The following is a 19,629-nucleotide window of genomic DNA, read 5'->3' as shown; positions in this document are numbered from 1 at the left end:
AATCACCGTGAAAAAGAGTGCAACCGCCATTTTGCTGGCGCTTGGCCTGAGTGCCTCGCTGGCCCACGCCGCCGACGCCATACCGACGCAGCAGGTCGACCAGGGGCTGCATGACCGCCTGCCCGACGCCATTAAGCAGGCGGGCAAGATGATCTCGGTAAACAACGGATCCTTTCCGCCCTATGAAATCGTCAACGGCCCACACGCTATGGACGGCGCTTCCGCCGACCTCAGCAGCGCACTGAGCCAGCTGCTGGGCGTGAAAATCGAGCACGCCACGGTCAGCGGTCTGTCAGGGGTGCTCTCCGGCATTAACTCCGGGCGCTACCAGCTGGCGATCGGCCCGATAGGCGACTACCCGGATCGTCAGCAGAAAGTGGACTTTATCGACTTCGTGCAGGAGTTCGTGGTGTTCGGGGTACAAAAAGGCAATCCGCAAAAGATTAACGGGCTGGAGGATACCTGCGGCAAGCGCATCGCGGTGATGGCGGCGGGATCGGCAGAGCAGGTGATCCGCAAACAGTCGGAAGCGTGCGTAGCGGCAGGCAAACCGGCCGTGGTGGTGCAATCCTTCACCGATCAGCCTTCGTCGATTCTTGCGGTACGCTCGAAGCGGTCTGACGCCTTCTTCTCTTCGCAGGCGCCGCTGACATACTTTATCGAGCAGGCGAGCGGCCAGCTTGAGCTGGCGGGCAAGGGGCAGAAAAACGGCTTCGGCGATATTTTCCAGGGCACGGTAGTGCCAAAAGGATCGCCGCTGGGCCAGGTGGTGCTGGATGGCTATAAGGCGCTTTACCAAAACGGCACCTACGCCGCCATCATGAAAAAGTGGAAGCTGGACGGCAATATGATTAGCGCGCCGGGTCTCAACCTGGCGAAAGGGGCGGCAAAATGAGTCGGAACATCCACAATACACGAGCCACGGACAGGGCCGACGTGCAGCAGCGCGACGTGGCTTTTGCCCGCAGCGCGCCCGCCTGGGGACGCTGGGTCTCCTGGATTGTGGCGCTGATCCTCGCCTCCAACTTTCTCTGGCTGGTAGCGACCAACCCTAACTTCGAATGGAAGGTGGTGCTGCAGTGGTTTACCGAGGAATCGGTGCTGAAGGGGCTGGAAATCACGCTCGGCCTGACCGTCGTTTCGATGATCCTCGGCACCGGGCTGGGACTGCTGCTGGCGGTGTGGCGTCTGTCGGAGAACCGGCTGCTGAGCGGCATCGCCAGCCTCTATATCTGGTTCTTTCGCGGCACGCCGCTGCTGGTGCAGCTGATATTCTGGTACAACCTGTCGACGCTGTTTCCCACGCTTTCGCTGACGCTGCCCTGGACATCCCTGACCTGGGCCAGCTGGAACACCAACGATCTGATTACGCCGCTGACGGCGGCCATCGCCGGGCTGGCGCTGAACGAGGCGGCCTATATGGCGGAGATTATCCGCGCCGGACTGCTGTCGGTGGATAGCGGCCAGGTCGAAACCACCCAGGCCTTCGGCATGAGCCGCAGCCGCGCGCTACGACGCATTATTATTCCGCAGGCGATGCGCGCCATTATTCCGCCCAGCGGCAACCAGCTGATCAGCATGATTAAGGCGACTTCGCTGGTGAGCGTCATTGCTATGGGCGATCTGCTCTATTCGGTGCAGGCGATCTATAACCGCACCTTTGAAATTATTCCGATGCTGATGGTGGCGGTGATCTGGTATCTGCTGATTACCTCAATCCTGAACGTCGGCCAGTCGGCGATAGAGCGCTACTACGCGCGCGGCACGCGCCGCACGGTAGAAGCGGCGACATCGCGCGCATCCACGCCGCTCTCCGGCGCGCGCCTGCTGCAGAAGGAGGATTTATGAGTGCTGTAGCGCCGCTGGTCAGCGCGCGTAACGTCCATAAAAGTTACGGCCATAACCAGGTATTGAAAGGGATCGATCTCGACGTCTTTCCAGGCGAGGTAGTGGTGATCCTCGGACCGTCCGGTTCGGGCAAATCGACCTTCCTGCGCTGCATCAACCATCTGGAAGATATGAACGGCGGCTCGATCATGGTAGGAGAGGAGCAAATTGGCTACGAGCTGAAAAAAGGCATTCTGCATCGCCTCTCGCCGCGTAAAATCGCCCTTCAGCGCCAGAAAATCGGCATGGTCTTCCAGCAGTTTAACCTCTATCCCCATCTGACGGTGCTGCAGAACATCATCGAGGCGCCGATCGGCGTGCATAAATTTCCGCGTCACGAGGCGATCGCCTATGCGCGTTCGCTGCTGGCGACGGTAGGATTGAGCGATAAGGCGGACGCCTGGCCGCGGCATCTGTCCGGCGGTCAGCAGCAGCGTGTGGCGATTGCTCGCGCGCTGGCGATTAAGCCGACGCTGATGCTGTTCGACGAGCCGACCTCGGCGCTTGACCCTGAGCTGGTCGGCGAAGTGCTGGCCACCATGCGCACGCTGGCGGATCAGGGACTGACCATGATCGTAGTGACCCACGAGATTGGTTTCGCGCGCGAAGCGGCCGATCGGGTGGTGTTTATGGATGGCGGCGTGGTGGTGGAGCAGGGGCCGCCCGAGCAGGTGATTGCGCAGCCGCAGCATCCGCGCACCCAGGCATTTTTAAGCCGTTTTATTTAACGCTGCATCAACAATCTTACTCTGTTACAGAATCTAGTTGAGGTTGGCGGCGATCTGCGCGTAAATAGCACTGTTCATTTTCGCTTAGGTTGAAAGGTAAAGTATGGAAGGTATCAGTATTGCCAAACTGCTGATCATCGGTGCGCTCATCGTACTGCTTTTTGGCACCAACAAGTTACGTTCACTGGGTGGCGATCTGGGCTCCGCAATCAAAGGCTTCAAAAAAGCCATGAAAGATGAAGAACCCACCGCAACCAAGACAACGGCTGAAGATGTTCCGGCAGAGCGCGTCACCCATAAAGAGTGATGCATGACCGCCAGAGAATAGATGTAACCATTTATTTCTCACGGACATAAAAAAACCAGACCTAATAGCGTCTGGTTTTTTATTGCCTGCGACAGGGCTGAGTTTATTTCACTTCCAGACCTTTCGCCTGCATATCCGCATGATAAGAAGAGCGCACAAAAGGCCCGCATGCGGCATGGGTAAAGCCCATCGCCAGCGCTTCCTCTTTCATCTCGTCAAACTCGGCTGGGCTGACGTAGCGCTGAACCGGCAGATGGTGACGGCTCGGCTGCAGGTACTGGCCCAGCGTCAGCATGGTGACGCCGTGACGGCGCAGGTCGCGCATCACTTCGATAATTTCCGCATTGGTTTCGCCCAGGCCCACCATCAGACCCGATTTAGTCGGGATAGACGGATGCGCTTCTTTAAAGCGTTCCAGCAGCTTCAGCGACCAGTCGTAGTTTGCCCCCGGACGCACCTGGCGGTAGACGCGCGGCACGTTCTCGAGATTGTGGTTGAAGACGTCCGGCGGCGTGGCGGTGAGGATCTCCAGCGCGCGATCCATACGGCCGCGAAAATCGGGTACCAGGGTTTCGATTTTAATGGTCGGGCTCTTTTCGCGGATCGCGCTGATGCAGTCGGCGAAGTGCTGCGCGCCGCCGTCTCGCAGGTCGTCGCGGTCTACCGAGGTAATGACCACATAGCGCAGCGCCATATCGGCGATAGTCTGCGCCAGCTTCAGCGGTTCGCCGGCGTCCGGGGCGTTAGGGCGGCCGTGCGCCACGTCGCAGAACGGGCAGCGGCGGGTACAGATGGCGCCGAGGATCATAAAGGTCGCGGTGCCATGGTTAAAGCATTCAGCCAGGTTAGGGCAGGAGGCCTCTTCGCACACCGAGTGCAGGCCGTTTTTGCGCATCGCCGCCTTGATGCCCTGGATTCGACTGGAATCCGCAGGCAGCTTGATTTTCATCCATTCGGGCTTGCGTAACAGCTCCTGACGTTCTGTCACCACGGTTTTCACCGGGATCAGCGCCATTTTATCTGCGTCGCGATATTTGACGCCGCGTTCCATCTGAATTGGTTTACTCATAAGTCTGCAGGTTCCGGTCGGATTGCGTGATGAGAGCTTTCGCCTTCAGGCCAGCGGTAAAGCTTTCAACTTTATTTGATAAAATTTCAAAAATTATACCAGTTCCGCCTGGCAGAAGCAGCCGTCCGGCGGCGGGAAAAGTTACAATTTTGTAAATTCGCATGCACGGTTAAGGCAGCGGCGCCGATTCAGCCGCCAGCCACTCAACCTGGGCAAAGCCCAGCTGGCGCGCGAAGGCCGCCACCAGCAGCGGCTGCACGTCCGCCAGGCTGACGCCGGGCTGAAAGGCGCTGAGCTGCGTCATGCGCATTCCGGCGTAGCCGCAGGGATTGATGCGCAGAAATGGGGTTAAATCCATCGCGACGTTAAGCGCCAGACCGTGAAACGAGCAGCCCTTACGGATGCGCAGACCGAGCGAGCAGATCTTCTCCTCGCCGACATAGACGCCCGGCGCGTCGGGACGCGCGCATGCCTCTACGCCGAAGTGCGCCAGCGTGCCGATCACCGTCTCTTCCAGCGCGGTCACCAGCTGACGCACGCCGATCTTGCGGCGCTTAACGTCAATCAGCACGTACATCACCTGCTGGCCCGGACCGTGATAGGTGACCTGACCGCCGCGATCGCTCTGCACCACCGGAATATCGCCCGGCATCAGCAGATGTTCGGCCTTGCCGGCCTGGCCCTGGGTGAAAACGGCGTGATGCTCCACCAGCCAGACTTCGTCGCGGCTGTCGCCGTTACGGCGATCGGTGAACTGATGCATGGCATCGGAGACGGGTTGCCAGTCGCGCTGGCCGAGCTGACGAATAAGAAGCGTATCTGCTGACAAAACGGCGGTCCGGTTAAGGAGGAAAGGCTGAGTATAACGTCGGCAAAGGGCAAGACCAAGACCCTTCGCCGACGCCGGCACTTACAGCACCATGCGCACGATATCGATATTGCCCAGCTCTTCATACAGGGTTTCCACCTGTTCGATATGCGTGGCGTTAATGGTGATCGATACCGAGTGGTAGTTGCCTTTGCTGCTTGGCTTGACGTCGGGCGAGTAGTCGCCTGGCGCATGGCGTTGCACCACTTCAACCACTTGATCAACCAGCTCCGGCTGCGCCAGACCCATCACTTTATAGGTAAAAGGGGTAGGGAATTCGAGCAGTTCATTCAGTTTGGTTTTCATATTGACTCCGGTGCATAAAAAACAGGCTCCCGCCGAAGCGGGAGCATTATCATAGCGTAGTTATGGCGACGACGTGGCGACTTTTCAACCGCCAGGCCGCTTAGCCGAACCAGTGATGGAACATCAGCTTGATGTAATCGATGATGCGGCTGAAGAATCCGCCTTCCTGCACTTCGTTCAGCACCACCAGCGGACGCTGTTCCACGGTCTTGCCGTCAAGCTGGAAGTTGATGCTGCCCACGACCTGATTTTTCTGCAGCGGGGCGTGCAGTTCGCTGTTGTTCAGCACATAGCTGGCTTTCAAATCTTTCATACGGCCGCGCGGAATGGTCAGGTAGGCGTCTTTCTCTACGCCGAGCTGTACGCGATCGCTGTTGCCGAACCAGACCGGCTCAGAGGCGAACTCTTTGCCCGCCTTCAGCGGCGCCACGGTTTCAAAGAAGCGGAAGCCCCAGGTGAGCAGCTTTTTGCTCTCGACTTCGCGTCCTTTGAAGGTGCGGCCGCCCAGCACCGCCGAGATCAGACGCATCTGGCCTTCGGTGGCGGAAGAGACGATGTTGTAGCCTGCCGCTTCGGTGTGGCCGGTTTTAATGCCATCGACGTTGAGGCTGGTATCCCACAGCAGACCGTTGCGGTTGGTCTGGCGAATATTGTTAAAGGTGAACTCTTTCTCTTTATAAACCGAATACTCGTCCGGCACGTCGCGGATCAGCGCCTGGCCGATCAGCGCCATATCGCGCGCCGAGCTGTACTGGCCGTCCGCATCCAGGCCATGCACCGTCTGGAAGTGGGTATTCTGCAGGCCCAGCGCCTTCACGTAGTTGTTCATCAGGCCGACGAAGGCGTCCTGGCTGCCGGCGACATAGTCCGCCATCGCCACGCAGGCGTCGTTGCCCGACTGCAGCACGATGCCACGCGTCAGCTGGGAAACCGGCACGCGATCACCCGGCTTCAGGAACATCAGCGACGAGCCTTTGAACACCGGATTGCCGGTCGCCCAGGCGTCTTTGCCGACGGTTACGATATCTTCCTGGTGAATCTTGCCTGCTTTGACCGCCTGACCAATCACATAGCTGGTCATCATTTTGGTCAGGCTGGCGGGATCGCGACGGGCATCGGCGTTCTTCTCGGCCAGCACTTTGCCCGAGTTGTAGTCGATCAGCACATAGGCTTCGGCATCGATATCCGGCACGCCCGGGATCATCGTTTTAAGGTTGACGTCATCAGCAAATGCTACATGGCTGAGCGAAAAGGCGACCAGTGATCCCACTGTCAGGCGTTTCAGAAAACGAGAGGGTTTCTGCGTGTTCATGTTATGGACTACAACATCCGTGAGTTAAGGTTAAAAAAAAAGTGGCTCATCATAGCAAATGCCTGTTTTACAGGCATCTTGCTTTGGCATTCTGTTGTTAGCAGAGATGTCCAGCGCGGCGAGCCGGGAATTCAACGACGCGCGCTGGTGATAAATGAAGCCTGGCCGTTGGCGTTCAGGCGCTGCTGCAGCGCAGCGGCATCGGCGCGGTTTTTAAAACCGCCGAGCTGAATGCGATAGACGTTGTTGCCGGCATTCTCGACCGAGCCGGGCACGCCATATTTCTCTCCGAGGCTCTGCGCCATCTGCTGCGCGCGCGCAGCGTCGTTGATGGCGCCCACCTGCACCACGAAACCGCCGGACGGCTGCGCGGTTGCGCTGCTGGCGACAGGCGCCGCTGCCGCTGGTGCGGCTACAGGCGCGGCGACCGGCTGCGGCGCAGGCTCGCTGCCCTCCAGCACGCCGTTTGCCAGCGGCTGAGGGGCGCCGAGGAAGCCGCTGCTGCTGACAGGCGCGCCCATCTCGCCGTTGCTCTGCAGAGTACGGTTGTCGACGGCGCGAATATCCTGCGCCGGCACCGGCGCGGCGGCAGGTTCGCTGCTGCCGTTCATCACGCCGTTGCCGCCGAGATCGGGGCGCGCGGGCAGGGCGTAGCTCTGCTTCGCCACCACGGTGCCGATGGTACCGGGGCCGGAGAGCGTGCCGTCCGGCGCGACCTTGATGTAATCGACGCGCACGCGGCTATTGTTAGAGATATTGAGGCGATCGCCCGCCGCACGCGACAGGTCGATAATGCGTCCCGGCGTATAAGGACCGCGATCGTTGACGCGCACCACGATCTGGCGACCGTTGGCAAGGTTGGTGACGCGCACGTAGCTGGGCAGCGGCAGCGTAGGGTGCGCCGCGCTCAGCGCGTCGGGATCGTAGCTTTCGCCGGTAGCGGTGCGCTTGCCCTGCGCTTCTTCGCCGTACCAGGCGGCTAATCCCACTTCGCTGAAGTTAGAGGGATCCTTGACGATACGGTAAGACTTGCCGTTCGCGCTGTAATCCTGGCTGGTGCCGGGATTAATGGGCTCATATTTTGGCTCGACGCCCGGGATTTCCACCACCGGGCCGTTATAGGCCGGTTGCGGCGGCGCGGTGTTTTGCGGTTCCTGAGTGGTGGTACAGGCGGTCAAAACCAGTAGTGCCAGAGCAACAGCAGGCCATTCCTTACGCATGTGCAGCCTCTTAAACGCTTTTAGATAACATTTTTCTGTGAGTATGGATCGACATGACGATGCCGAATCCCGCCATAAGGACAATAAGCGCCGAGCCGCCATAGCTGACCAGCGGCAGAGGAACGCCAACCACCGGTAAGATACCACTTACCATGCCAATATTAACGAAAACATAAACGAACAAAATCAGCATTAATCCGCCCGCCATCACGCGGCCGAAGGTGGTCTGGGCACGCGCGGCGATCACCAGCCCGCGCAGGATCAGCAGCAGATAGAGCACCAGCAGGATCAGCACGCCCACCAGACCGAGCTCTTCCGCAAGCACGGCGAAGATAAAGTCGGTGTGGCGCTCCGGCAAAAACTCCAGCTGCGACTGGGTGCCGTGCAGCCAGCCCTTGCCGCGCAATCCGCCGGAGCCGATAGCGATTTTAGACTGAATAATATGGTAGCCGGCGCCGAGCGGATCGCTTTCCGGATCGAGCAGCATCATCACGCGGTCGCGCTGGTAGTCGTGCATCAGGAAGAACCAGAGCACCGGAATAAAGGCCGCGACCAGCAGCACCGCCACGCCGATCAGCTTCCAGCTCATGCCGGAAAGAAACAGCACGAACAGCCCGGAGGCGGCAATCAGGATAGAGGTGCCAAGGTCGGGCTGCGCCGCGACCAGCAGCGTCGGCATAAAGATCAGGATCAGCGCGATGCCGGTATTCTTTAAGGTCGGCGGGCAGACGTCGCGGTTGATAAAGCGCGCCACCATCAGCGGCACGGCGATTTTGGCGATCTCCGAGGGCTGGAAGCGCACCACGCCGAGGTCGAGCCAGCGCTGCGCGCCTTTACTGATATGGCCGAAGGCGTCCACCGCGATCAGCAATATCACGCAGATAATATAGAGATAGGGCGCCCAGCCCTCATAGACGCGCGGCGGCACCTGCGCCAGCACCAGCATCATCACCAGGCCCATCGCAATCTGGCCGATTTTGCGCTCCATCATGCCCGGATCCTGGCCGCTGGCGCTCCAGATCACGATGGCGCTATAGGCGAGCAGCGCCAGAATCACCAGCATAAACAGCGGATCGATGTGGATACGCGTCCAGATCGATCTTTTCTGCGGACTATCGTTCATCGACATCGTTATTCACCTTCATAGCCGGGCGGGGTAGGGGCCGCGTCCGGCAGAGCCGTATTGTTGTCGCCCAGCATAATGTGGTCGAGAATCTGTCTCATCACCGTGCCGACCGCCGGGCCTGCGCCGCCGTTTTCCAGAATCATGGTGACGGCGACGCGCGGTTTGTCATAAGGGGCAAACGCGGTCATCAGTTTATGGTCGCGCAGACGCTCGGCGATTTTGTGCGCGTTATAGGTCTCGTTCTCTTTCAGGCCGAAGACCTGCGCGGTACCCGATTTGGCGGCGATTTTATAGGGCGCGTCGGCGAAGCTTTTATGCGCCGTGCCGTTGGCGCGGTTCGCCACGCCGTACATGCCGTCTTTGGCAATCTCCCAGTAGCCGGAGTGAACGTCGCCGATCGGCTCGCCCGGCGGCTGACGCCAGGGCACCATAGTGCGTCCCTCGCGGGTGGCGCGCAGCAGGTGCGGCACTTTGACCACGCCGTCGTTAATCAGGATCATCAGCGCCTTGTTCATCTGCAGCGGCGTCGCGGTCCAGTAACCCTGACCGATGCCGACCGGAATGGTGTCGCCCTGATACCACGGTTTTTTGAAGCGCTTCATCTTCCAGTCGCGCGTCGGCATGTTGCCGGCGCTCTCCTGCGGCAGATCGATGCCGGTGCGGTGGCCGTAGCCGAATTTGTTCATCCATTCCGACAGGCGATCGATGCCCATATCATACGCCACCTGATAGAAGAAGGTATCCGCCGACTCCTCCAGCGATTTGGTCACGTTGAGGCGCCCGTGACCCCATTTTTTCCAGTCGCGATAGCGCTTTTCCGAGCCGGGCAGCTGCCACCAGCCGGGATCGAACAGGCTGGTATTGCGGTTGATGACGCCGGCGCTCAGCGCCGAGACCGCCACATAGGGCTTCACCGTCGAGGCGGGCGGATAGGAAGCCTGAATGGCGCGGTTATAGAGCGGGCGGTTTTCGTCGTTGAGCAGGCCGCGGTAATCTTTACCCGAAATGCCGTCGACGAAGAGATTCGGATCGTAACTGGGCGTGGAGACCATCGCCAGAATCTCGCCGGTGCGCGGATCGCTGACTACCACCGCCGCGCGACTGCCGGCCAGCAGCGTTTCGATATATTGCTGAAGCTTGAGATCGATGGTCAGCCAGATGTCGCGTCCGGCCTGCGGCGACTGCTCGTGCAGCTGGCGGATCACGCGGCCGCGGTTATTCACCTCGACCTCTTCATAGCCGGTAATACCGTGCAGCACATCTTCGTAGTAGCTTTCGATGCCCAGCTTGCCGATATCGTGCGTCGCGGCGTAGTTCGGCCACTTGCCCTCTTTATCGAGGCGCGCCACGTCGCGGTCGTTGATTTTGGAGACGTAGCCGACGACGTGCGTCAGCGTCGGGCCGTAGGGATAGTAGCGACGCTGATAGCCTTTCACCTCGACGCCGGGAAAGCGGTACTGGTTGACGGCGAAACGCGCCACCTGCACGTCGTTAAGGCCGACCTTGACGGGAATCGAGGTAAAGCGACGCGAGCGCTTGCGCTCTTTATCGAAGGCGTCGAGATCCTCGTCGGTGATATCCAGCACCGGGCGCAGATCTTCCAGCGTTTGCTTGAGGTTGTCGACTTTTTCCGGCACCAGCTCCGCCTGATAGATGGTGCGATTAAGCGCCAGCGCGGTGCCGTTGCGGTCGTAGATAATGCCGCGGCTCGGCGCGACCGGCACCAGCTTGATGCGGTTTTCGTTAGAGCGGGTACTGTAATCTTCAAAGCGCAGGATTTGCAGGTGGTAAAGATTGACCACCAGCACGCTGGAGAGCACCAGAATTCCGAAGAACGCAATTAACGCCCGACGGACAAAGAGTTTCTGCTCGGCACTGTAATCGCGAAAGGCGTTGCTTTGTAATTTCATCCGCTACTTAAAATGTCGGGGTTAGCCTTACCGGTTATTCACGATGATAAGGATGATTGGCGGTGATGCTCCAGGCGCGATAGAGGCTTTCAGCGACCAGCACGCGCACCAGCGGATGAGGCAGCGTCAACGCGGAAAGCGACCAGCTCTGCTCGGCGGCGGCTTTGCAGGCAGGCGATAATCCTTCCGGACCGCCAATCAACAGGCTGACGTCGCGGCCGTCCTGTTTCCAGCGCTCCAGCTGCTGAGCAAGCTGGGGCGTTTCCCACGGCTGGCCGGGAATATCGAGCGTAACGATACGGTTGCCCTTGCCGGTTGCGGCCAGCATCGCCTCGCCTTCTTTTTCCAGGATACGCTTGATATCAGCGTTTTTGCCGCGTTTTCCGGCAGAGACTTCCACCAGTTCCAGCGGCATATCTTTGGGAAAACGACGCAGATACTCAGTAAAACCGGTTTGCACCCAGTCGGGCATCTTCGTGCCCACGGCCACAAGCTGCAGTTTCACGCGTCAGCTCCAGAGTTTTTCCAGCTCATACAGCTGGCGGCTCTCTTCCTGCATGACGTGCACGATGACGTCGCCCAGATCGACCACCACCCAGTCAGCGGCATTTTTGCCGTCGACGCCGAGCGGGATCAAACCGGCAGCGCGCGACTCCTGCACCACGTGATCGGCGATAGACGAGACGTGGCGCGTCGAGGTGCCGGTGCAGATGATCATGCAGTCGGTGATGCTGGATTTACCCTGAACGTCGAGCGCGACGATATCCTGACCTTTAAGATCATCAATCTTATCAATAACGAAATCTTGGAGTGCTTTACCTTGCAAAAGGTTCCCCTTTAATACGGATAGTAGCGGGCCGGCTGCTGGCCCCGATGAGGCAGCCAAAAAATTAAGCCGCGCAGTATAGCACGCCTTTGCCCGTGCGATATATGCCCGGTGAGCGCTTATTTCAGATAGAGCCCTGCGCGGTCGATATAGTCGATAACGGCCGGCGGCAAGAGCTGCTCGCACGACAGGCCGGCGTGACGGCGCTGCCGGATTTCCGTGGCGGAGATATTCACCAGTGGCGTATCGGCCAGCCAGATAAAGCCGGCGGGCTGCTGGTGCAGCTGCGCCGTATCAACAGCCAGATGGTTCTCCAGCCAGCGCTGCATCTCCGGCGACGCCATCTCGGTCGGGTAGCCGGGACGCTTGCATACCAGCAGATGACAAAGCGACAGCAAATCGTGCCAGCGATGCCAGCCCGACAGGCTGAGCAGCGAGTCCTGACCAATGATAAATCCCAGCGGCTGATCCGGCCCGCGTTCGGCGCGCAGCGCCTCCAGCGTCGCCACCGTCCACGACGGTGTTTCGCGCATCAGCTCGCGAGTATCGATATCGAACAGCGGCCGATCCTGAATGGCACAGCGCAGCATCTCGACGCGCTGCGCCGCGCTGGCTTCCGGCTGCGGGCGATGCGGCGGCACGTTATTGGGCAGCAGCAGCACGCGCGCCAGCCCGGTTTGCTGCGCCAGCGCTTCTACCGGCCGCAAATGGCCGAAGTGGATGGGATCGAAGGTGCCGCCGAACAGGGCGTGAAGTTCAGACACTGGCGAAGCTCGCAGGAAAATGTCGGTGACAGAGCAGCAGCGAGAGCGTCTCCAGCTGCGGCCAGATACGCTGCCCGTAATCTTGCTTCAGGGTGAGTTCAATCTGCGTCAGCAGGCGAATCGCGCGCTGCAGGCGCGCGCCGTCCACGCGCTGCAGCGCCTCGGTAAACAGCGCGCGGCGATTCTGCCAGATGCGCTGCTGATCCATCAATGCGCGCAGCGGCTGCTGCGCCTGATGACGCTGCAGGTGCAGCAGCGTCATCAAATCGCGCTGCAGGGTGCGCAGCAGAATAACCGGCTCGCTCTCTTCTTTTTCCAGCTGATGCAGAATATGCAGCGCGCGTTTGCTTTTGCCCGCCAGCAGCGCGTCCACCCAGTGAAACGGGGTAAAGTGCGCCGCATCGCTGACCGCCTCTTCCACGCGCGGCAGCGTCAGCTTGCCGTCGGGCCAGAGCAGCGACAGGCGCTCAAGCGCCTGCGCCAGCGCCAGAAGATTGCCTTCATAGCAGTAGCAGAGCAGCTGGATCGCCGCGTCGTCTACCGAGAGTTTCATGCTTTTGGCGCGCGTCGCCACCCAGCGCGGCAGCTGCGCCTGCTCCGGCGTCTGGCAGGGTACCAGCACGCCATGAGCGGAGAGCGCTTTAAACCAGGCGCTGTTCTCCTGGGCTTTGGTCAGCTTCGCCAGGCGGCAAATCAGCAAAATATCGGCATGCAGCAGGCCCGCCAGCTTATTCAGCTGTTCGGCCATCGCGGCGTTGGGGCCGTTTTCCGGGAAGAGCAGCGTCATCGTCTGACGCTGAGCGAACAGGCTGAGCGCCTGACAGCTGGCAAAGAGGCTTTCCCAGTCGGTCTGGGCGTCGAGCGTAAAGCTTAAATGCTCCTCGAACCCCTGCGCAACGGCAGCGGCGCGAATCGCGTCGGCGCTCTCCTGCAGCAGCAGCGGCTCGTTTCCGGCTAACAAATAGCAAGCGCGCAGCCCCTCGCGGAGCTGCGCGCCAAGTTGCTCAGGATAGATCCTGATCATTGCGTACTGGTAGCGGAAGAGGAGGAGGCTGGCGCGGGCACCGCAGGTTCGCTGGCCGACGCTGGCAGCGTCTCTTTCTGGTTCATCTGCGCGGCATGCACGGTCAGCAGCTTACGCACCAGCTGCTCTGCGGCGCGCTGACGCATCTCCTGCACGATCATGTCCTGCTCGGCATCTTTCGCCAGCGCCGCGTTCGGGTTATCGAAGAACGAACGATACACCGTGGTGCTGATCGGATAAATGCCTTTGCCCGGCAGCAGAACCTGCGCCGTCACGTTCATCATCAGCGAGTATTCCGCCGTGGTACCGCTGATAAACACCGAGGCGGTATCGCGGCCCTGCGTTTCAGCGCCCAGGCGCAGCGTCGGGATGTCGGTACGGTTCTGCTTCGTATCTTCAACGATGGTGACGTTGTTGATGCGCAGCTGCTGACGCACCGTGCGCGCCAGCGGACCGTACGGATCGCCGCTGTTCAAGATCAGCGTTTTCAGCTCGCTCGGCACCTGCGTGGTGCCGCGCGGATGAAAACCACAGCCGGCGGTAATCATCACCGCCAGCAGGACAAACAGCCTGATAATCAGATGTCGCACAGTTCCTCCTGAACTTAACCTACGACCAGGTTAAGCAGTTTGCCGGGTACATAAATCACTTTGCGGATGGTGACGCCGTCAAGGTACTTCGCTACCAGATGTTCCTGGGCGGCGCGAGCCTGAACCTGCTCCTGCGTCGCGTCGGCGGCCACGGTAATTTTACCACGCACTTTACCATTTACCTGCACAACCACCAGCAGTGACTCTTCCACCATCGCCGCCTCATCCGCTACCGGCCAGTCGGCGTTGTCCACGCTGCCTTCGCCGCCCAGCTCCTGCCACAGCACATAGCTGGCGTGCGGGGTGAACGGGTAGAGCATGCGGACGACGGCCAGCAGCGCTTCCTGCATCAGCGCGCGGTCCTGCTCGCTCTCCTGCGGCGCGCGCGCCAGCTTGTTCATCAGCTCCATAATCGCCGCGATGGCGGTGTTGAAGGTCTGACGGCGGCCGATGTCGTCGGAAACTTTGGCGATGGTTTTGTGCAGATCGCGACGCAGCGCTTTCTGATCGTCGTTAAGGCTGCCGAGATCCAGCGCTACCGTCGCGCCTTTCGCCGTATGCTCGTAGGCCAGTTTCCACACGCGCTTCAGGAAGCGGTTCGCGCCTTCGACGCCTGACTCCTGCCACTCCAGCGTCATTTCCGCCGGCGAAGCGAACATCATAAACAGGCGAACCGTGTCGGCGCCGTAGCGCTCGACCATCAGCTGCGGGTCGATGCCGTTGTTTTTCGACTTCGACATTTTGCTCATGCCGGCGTAAATCACCTCGCGGCCCTGGCTGTCGGTTGCTTTCACGATGCGGCCTTTCTCGTCGCGTTCGACGGTGACGTCCACCGGAGAGACCCAGTTGCGCTCGCCGTTGGCGCCGTGGTAGTAGAAGGCGTCCGCCAGCACCATGCCCTGGCACAGCAGACGCTTCGCCGGCTCGTTAGAGGTTACCAGGCCCGCGTCGCGCAGCAGCTTGTGATAGAAGCGGAAGTAGAGCAGGTGCATGATGGCGTGTTCAATCCCGCCGACATACTGATCGACCGGCAGCCAGTAGTTGGCCGCAGCCGGATCCAGCATGCCTTCATCGTAGTTGGTGCAGGTGTAACGCGCGTAGTACCAGGATGACTCCATAAAGGTGTCGAAGGTGTCGGTTTCACGCAGCGCCGGCTGGCCGTTGACGGTGGTTTTCGCCCACTCCGGGTCCGCCTTGATCGGGCTGGTAATGCCGTCCATCACCACATCTTCCGGCAGGATCACCGGCAGCTGATCTTCCGGCGTCGGCATCACGGTGCCGTCTTCCAGCGTCACCATCGGAATCGGCGCGCCCCAGTAGCGCTGACGGGAAACGCCCCAGTCGCGCAGACGGTAGTTGACCTTGCGTACGCCGACGCCTTTCGCGGCCAGCGCGTCGGCGATAGCGTTGAAGCCCGCTTCATGGCTCAGACCGCTGAATTCGCCGGAGTTGAACAGGGTGCCTTTTTCCGTCATGGCGGCGGCGCTGACGTCCGGCTCGCTGCCGTCCTGGTTCAGCACGACCGGCGTAATCGGCAAATCGTATTTGGTGGCGAACTCCCAGTCGCGCTGGTCGTGCGCCGGAACCGCCATAACGGCGCCGGTGCCGTACTCCATCAGCACGAAGTTGGCGACCCAGACCGGCACTTTGTCGCCGGTCAGCGGATGGATGGCGAACAGGCCGGTCGCCATGCCTTTTTTCTCCATCGTCGCCATCTCTGCCTCGGCGACTTTGGTGTTGCGGCATTCGGCGATAAAGTCAGCCAGCACCGGGTTGCCCATCGACGCCTGCAGCGCCAGCGGATGGCCAGCGGCGACCGCGACGTAGGTGGCGCCAAGGAACGTGTCCGGACGCGTGGTGTAAACGGTCACTTTCTCTTCGCTGTCGGCGACATCGAAGGTGATCTCGACCCCTTCGGAACGACCAATCCAGTTGCGCTGCATGGTTTTGACCTGCTCCGGCCAGTCTTCCAGCGTGTCGAGGTCGTTAAGCAGCTCATCGGCATAGTCGGTGATTTTAACGAACCACTGCGGGATCTCTTTGCGCTCGACTTTGGTGTCGCAGCGCCAGCAGCAGCCGTCGATAACCTGCTCGTTCGCCAGCACCGTCTGATCGTTCGGGCACCAGTTCACCGCCGAGGTTTTTTTATAAACCAGGCCTTTTTCATACAGTTTGGTGAAGAACCACTGTTCCCAGCGATAGTATTCCGGCTTGCAGGTGGCCAGCTCGCGGCTCCAGTCATAGCCGAAGCCCAGCAGTTTCAGCTGGTTCTTCATATATTCGATGTTGTCATAGGTCCATGGCGCGGGCGCGGTGTTGTTTTTTACCGCCGCGCCTTCCGCCGGCAGGCCGAACGCGTCCCAGCCGATCGGCTGCAGCACGTTTTTGCCGAGCATACGCTGGTAACGGGCGATTACGTCGCCAATGGTGTAGTTACGCACGTGGCCCATATGTAGGCGGCCGGAAGGATAGGGCAGCATGGAGAGGCAGTAATATTTCTCTTTGCTCTCATCTTCGGTCACTTTGAACGTTTGGTTTTCGTCCCAGTGTTGCTGGACGCGGGATTCTATCTCTTCCGGGCGGTATTGCTCTTGCATGGCAGCCTGTGGTCCTTAATGAATAACGCTTAGCTTACTTTAAGATCCGCATAGCATACCCATATGGCTGCCGGTCAACAACACTTCACCGGCCTGTTGCGGCGATTTCTCGCGGAAGGCCGCATCCTGCTCTCATATTCCGATTCGCTTTGCTAAACAACGCGGCAAACGGCGCAAAACGGCTAAACTTAAAGCTGGCTTACCCGCGCAGAAAGGAGAATAAAATGAACAAAGTGGCGCAAATTTACCGTGAATCTCTGGCCGCGCTGACGGAGCGACTGCGCCAGGGCGATCGGGATATCGACGCGCTGGTGACGTCGCGACGTCAGCAGCTCATGGCCAGCGAGTCCGCGACGCCGGGCGAGATCGACCAGGCGCTGGCGGCGGTTCGACGCGATTTAGAGGAGTTTGCACGCAGCTATCAGGAGGTCCATCAGCCAGAGAAGGCGAACGATTCGCTGTTTATGCGCATTATGCGCGAGAGCCTGTGGAAAGAGCTGGCGGATATTACCGACAAGAGCCAGCTGGAGTGGCGCGAGGTGTTTCAGGATCTCCATCATCACGGCGTGTATCAGAGCGGCGAGGTGGTGGGACTGGGCAATCTGGTGTGCGAGAAGTGTCACTTTACGCGCGCGATTTATACCCCTGAGACGTTAACGCGCTGCCCGGAGTGCGGACACGATCAGTTCCAGCGCCAGCCGTTTGAGCCGTAAGAACGGCGACTGTGCTTACGCGGATGAGACTGTCCGAAGAGTAAAGCGGCCCGCGCCAAGGCTGTCGCAGGCCGGATGGCAGCCAGGCGGTTCTGGCGCATAAGCGCCGGGACCAGGCTATCCCTTAGTGCAGAATCTTCGCCAGGAAATCCTTCGCGCGATCCGACTGCGGATTATTAAAGAAGTCGTCTTTACGCGTATCTTCGATAATCTTGCCTTCATCCATAAAAATGACGCGGTTCGCCACTTTGCGAGCAAAGCCCATTTCGTGCGTCACCACCATCATCGTCATGCCTTCCTGCGCCAGCTCCACCATCACGTCGAGCACTTCGTTGATCATTTCCGGATCGAGCGCCGAGGTCGGTTCGTCGAACAGCATGGCGATAGGATCCATACAGAGCGCGCGCGCAATCGCCACGCGCTGCTGCTGGCCGCCCGACAGCTGGCCGGGAAACTTTTGCGCATGAGCGGTCAGCCCGACGCGATCCAGCAGCTTCAGACCTTTATCCCGCGCGGCGGCTTTGTCGCGCTTCAGCACTTTCACCTGCGCCAGTACCAGGTTATCGATGATGCTGAGGTGGGGAAACAGCTCGAAGTGCTGGAACACCATACCGACCTTGCTGCGCAGCTGCGCCAGATTGGTTTTCTTGTTATTCACTTCGGTGCCGTTTACCAGAATATGGCCCTGCTGAATCGGCTCCAGACCGTTAACGGTTTTGATCAGGGTCGATTTGCCCGAGCCCGACGGCCCGCACACCACCACGACTTCCCCTTTCTGGACTTCGGTCGTGCAGTCGGTCAGCACCTGAAAGTGACCATACCACTTAGAAACATTTTTCAGGCTAATCATTTAAACCGTCCTTTTTCTTTTTAGATAGCTGACCAACAGCGAAGCGCTCAGGCTGATAACGAAGTAGACCAGACCGGCGAAGAGAACCATTTCCACCTGGGTGCCGTCGCGCTCGCCGATGGTGGACGCGGTGCGGAAAAAGTCCGCCAGACTTAAGACATAGACCAGCGAGGTATCCTGGAACAGCACGATGCCCTGCGTCAGCAGCAGCGGCACCATGGCGCGAAACGCCTGCGGCAGAATAATCAGCTGCATCGACTGCCAGTGCGTCATGCCGAGCGCCAGCGCGGCGTTACCCTGTCCACGTGAGATACTGATGATGCCGGCACGAATAATTTCTGAGTAGTACGCCGCTTCGAACAGCGAAAAAGCGACCATGGCTGAAATCAGTCGGATATCGGTTTTAGGCGACAGGCCCAGCACCTGCTGCAGGAAACTCGGCACCACCAGATAGAACCACAGCAGCACCATTACCAGCGGTACCGAGCGGAACAGGTTGACATAAATTTTGGCGAACCAGCTGATGGGCTTAAAGCTCGACAGCCGCATCACCGCCAGCAGCGTGCCCCAGATAATGCCGAACACCACCGCGGTCACGGTGATCTTCAGCGTAATCACCATACCGTTAAGCAGGTAGGGCAGGCTGGGAGGAATGGAACTCCAGTCAAACTCGTACATTATTTTCCTCCCAGGTTACCCGGCAGGCGCACCTTGCGCTCCACCAGACTCATAATCAGCATGATCACCAGGTTAATGGCGATATAGGCCAGCGTAATCGCGGTAAAGGACTCGTAGGCGTGGGCCGAGTAGTCGAGCAGTTTGCCCGCCTGCGCCGCCATATCCACCAGCCCGATGGTCGAAGCGATAGCGGAGTTTTTCACCAGGTTGAGCATTTCCGAGGTCATCGGCGGCACGATCACGCGGTAGGCGTTAGGCAGCAGCACATAACGGTAGGTCTGCGGCAGGGTCAAACCCATCGCCAGACCGGCGTTCTTTTGCCCGCGCGGCAGCGACTGAATGGCGGCACGCACCTGCTCACAGACGCGAGCGGCGGTAAACAGGCCGAGACAGATCACCGACGCGGTGAAAAACTGGACATTGGGGTCCAGCTCCGATTTAAACCACATGCCGAGCTTCTCGCCTACCAGTTCCGGCGCCACCAGATACCAGAAGAAAAACTGCACGATCAGCGGAATGTTGCGGAACAGCTCTACGTAGCAGGTGCCGATCGCCGAAAGCAGGCGGTTAGGCACGGTGCGCAGAATGCCGAAAAAGGATCCTACAAGAAAGGCGATAATCCAGGCGCAGCAGGAGACCGCAATGGTCACCTGAAATCCGGACCACAGCCAGCCAAGGTAGGTCGTGTTGCCGAACGGGGCCTGTTCGAGAAAGATGCCCCAGTTCCAGTCGATACCCATAACGAGCTCCGGTAAAAAAGGGTAGCTAAGCTACCCTGAAGATTGATGAACGGCGTCTGTACTGCCTGCTTCAGGGGAACGACCTGAGCAGCTTGTCTGTCCGCGCCGGGTTTT

21 protein-coding genes are annotated in these 19,629 nt (G+C 59.6%); 5 read left to right on the top strand and 16 right to left on the bottom strand.

What is annotated here, in order from left to right; translation table 11 throughout:
* The first annotated feature begins 7 nt into the window (after positions 1-7).
* The 4 genes from JS46_RS13035 to tatE all read left to right on the top strand — a co-directional run bounded on the left by JS46_RS13035 (position 8) and on the right by tatE (position 2,922).
* Entirely contained in the window at positions 8-895 is an 888-nt protein-coding gene (locus JS46_RS13035) for an ABC transporter substrate-binding protein (RefSeq protein WP_033751850.1), read from the top strand.
* On the top strand, positions 892-1,848 hold the full coding sequence (locus JS46_RS13030; RefSeq protein WP_033751847.1) for an amino acid ABC transporter permease: 957 nt from the start codon (positions 892-894) through the stop codon (positions 1,846-1,848). Before JS46_RS13035 ends, JS46_RS13030 begins: the two co-directional genes overlap by 4 nt.
* Complete coding sequence (locus JS46_RS13025) at positions 1,845-2,615, top strand: amino acid ABC transporter ATP-binding protein (RefSeq protein ID WP_033751845.1); 771 nt, start codon at positions 1,845-1,847, stop codon at positions 2,613-2,615. The genes JS46_RS13030 and JS46_RS13025 overlap by 4 nt, the downstream gene beginning before the upstream one ends.
* A gap of 103 nt (positions 2,616-2,718) precedes the next feature.
* Entirely contained in the window at positions 2,719-2,922 is a 204-nt protein-coding gene (gene tatE, locus JS46_RS13020) for a twin-arginine translocase subunit TatE (protein ID WP_033751842.1), read from the top strand.
* 103 nt (positions 2,923-3,025) lie between these two features.
* On the opposite strand, the gene lipA is transcribed toward tatE, so the two are convergent.
* The 13 genes from lipA to leuS all read right to left on the bottom strand — a co-directional run bounded on the left by lipA (position 3,026) and on the right by leuS (position 16,534).
* The gene (gene lipA / locus JS46_RS13015; RefSeq protein ID WP_033751839.1) at positions 3,026-3,991 is read right to left on the bottom strand and encodes a lipoyl synthase; all 966 of its coding nucleotides are present in this window, start codon (positions 3,989-3,991) and stop codon (positions 3,026-3,028) included.
* A 169-nt stretch (positions 3,992-4,160) separates the two neighbouring features.
* Entirely contained in the window at positions 4,161-4,820 is a 660-nt protein-coding gene (gene lipB / locus JS46_RS13010) for a lipoyl(octanoyl) transferase LipB (RefSeq protein WP_033751837.1), read from the bottom strand.
* A gap of 81 nt (positions 4,821-4,901) precedes the next feature.
* Complete coding sequence (ybeD, locus tag JS46_RS13005) at positions 4,902-5,165, bottom strand: DUF493 family protein YbeD (protein WP_033751835.1); 264 nt, start codon at positions 5,163-5,165, stop codon at positions 4,902-4,904.
* Between the two features lie 100 nt (positions 5,166-5,265).
* Entirely contained in the window at positions 5,266-6,477 is a 1,212-nt protein-coding gene (gene dacA, locus JS46_RS13000; RefSeq protein WP_033751834.1) for a D-alanyl-D-alanine carboxypeptidase DacA, read from the bottom strand.
* Between the two features lie 131 nt (positions 6,478-6,608).
* A complete protein-coding gene (rlpA, locus tag JS46_RS12995; RefSeq protein WP_033751832.1) occupies positions 6,609-7,697 on the bottom strand; it encodes an endolytic peptidoglycan transglycosylase RlpA in 1,089 nt (362 codons plus the stop codon).
* 10 nt (positions 7,698-7,707) lie between these two features.
* Positions 7,708-8,820, bottom strand: coding sequence for a peptidoglycan glycosyltransferase MrdB (gene mrdB / locus JS46_RS12990; RefSeq protein WP_033751950.1), 1,113 nt, complete (start codon positions 8,818-8,820; stop codon positions 7,708-7,710).
* An 8-nt stretch (positions 8,821-8,828) separates the two neighbouring features.
* Positions 8,829-10,733, bottom strand: a complete 1,905-nt coding sequence (gene mrdA, locus JS46_RS12985; RefSeq protein WP_033751830.1) for a peptidoglycan DD-transpeptidase MrdA — start codon at positions 10,731-10,733, stop codon at positions 8,829-8,831.
* Between the two features lie 34 nt (positions 10,734-10,767).
* Entirely contained in the window at positions 10,768-11,238 is a 471-nt protein-coding gene (gene rlmH, locus JS46_RS12980) for a 23S rRNA (pseudouridine(1915)-N(3))-methyltransferase RlmH (RefSeq protein WP_033751828.1), read from the bottom strand.
* A gap of 3 nt (positions 11,239-11,241) precedes the next feature.
* Positions 11,242-11,559, bottom strand: a complete 318-nt coding sequence (rsfS, locus tag JS46_RS12975; RefSeq protein ID WP_033751826.1) for a ribosome silencing factor — start codon at positions 11,557-11,559, stop codon at positions 11,242-11,244.
* Between the two features lie 119 nt (positions 11,560-11,678).
* Positions 11,679-12,323 carry a nicotinate-nucleotide adenylyltransferase gene (gene nadD, locus JS46_RS12970; RefSeq protein ID WP_033751824.1) on the bottom strand — a complete coding sequence of 215 codons (645 nt, stop codon included), beginning with the start codon at positions 12,321-12,323 and terminating at the stop codon, positions 11,679-11,681.
* Positions 12,316-13,347, bottom strand: coding sequence for a DNA polymerase III subunit delta (gene holA, locus JS46_RS12965; protein ID WP_033751822.1), 1,032 nt, complete (start codon positions 13,345-13,347; stop codon positions 12,316-12,318). The genes nadD and holA overlap by 8 nt, the downstream gene beginning before the upstream one ends.
* Positions 13,344-13,937 carry an LPS assembly lipoprotein LptE gene (gene lptE, locus JS46_RS12960; RefSeq protein WP_033751820.1) on the bottom strand — a complete coding sequence of 198 codons (594 nt, stop codon included), beginning with the start codon at positions 13,935-13,937 and terminating at the stop codon, positions 13,344-13,346. The genes holA and lptE overlap by 4 nt, the downstream gene beginning before the upstream one ends.
* Positions 13,938-13,951: 14 nt before the next feature.
* Positions 13,952-16,534 carry a leucine--tRNA ligase gene (leuS, locus tag JS46_RS12955; RefSeq protein ID WP_033751819.1) on the bottom strand — a complete coding sequence of 861 codons (2,583 nt, stop codon included), beginning with the start codon at positions 16,532-16,534 and terminating at the stop codon, positions 13,952-13,954.
* A gap of 224 nt (positions 16,535-16,758) precedes the next feature.
* Between leuS and JS46_RS12950 the strand changes: the two genes are divergently transcribed.
* Positions 16,759-17,247 carry a zinc ribbon-containing protein gene (locus tag JS46_RS12950; RefSeq protein ID WP_033751817.1) on the top strand — a complete coding sequence of 163 codons (489 nt, stop codon included), beginning with the start codon at positions 16,759-16,761 and terminating at the stop codon, positions 17,245-17,247.
* Between the two features lie 124 nt (positions 17,248-17,371).
* On the opposite strand, the gene JS46_RS12945 is transcribed toward JS46_RS12950, so the two are convergent.
* From JS46_RS12945 to JS46_RS12935, 3 genes are read right to left on the bottom strand one after another with little or no spacing between them, the layout of a single operon-like run.
* Positions 17,372-18,097: an amino acid ABC transporter ATP-binding protein gene (locus tag JS46_RS12945; protein ID WP_033751815.1), complete on the bottom strand. Its 726-nt coding sequence runs from the start codon at positions 18,095-18,097 to the stop codon at positions 17,372-17,374.
* Positions 18,098-18,775, bottom strand: a complete 678-nt coding sequence (gene gltK, locus JS46_RS12940) for a glutamate/aspartate ABC transporter permease GltK (protein ID WP_033751813.1) — start codon at positions 18,773-18,775, stop codon at positions 18,098-18,100.
* Positions 18,775-19,515 carry an amino acid ABC transporter permease gene (locus tag JS46_RS12935; protein WP_033751810.1) on the bottom strand — a complete coding sequence of 247 codons (741 nt, stop codon included), beginning with the start codon at positions 19,513-19,515 and terminating at the stop codon, positions 18,775-18,777. The genes gltK and JS46_RS12935 overlap by 1 nt, the downstream gene beginning before the upstream one ends.
* Positions 19,516-19,629 lie beyond the last annotated feature (114 nt).

It is taken from the genome of Pantoea sp. NGS-ED-1003 (genome assembly GCF_000738765.1).
In the GTDB taxonomy this organism is placed as follows: Bacteria; Pseudomonadota; Gammaproteobacteria; order Enterobacterales; family Enterobacteriaceae; genus Pantoea; species Pantoea septica.
The sequence above is the reverse complement of the archived record's forward strand: the minus strand, read 5'-3'. Positions and strand labels throughout refer to the sequence as shown.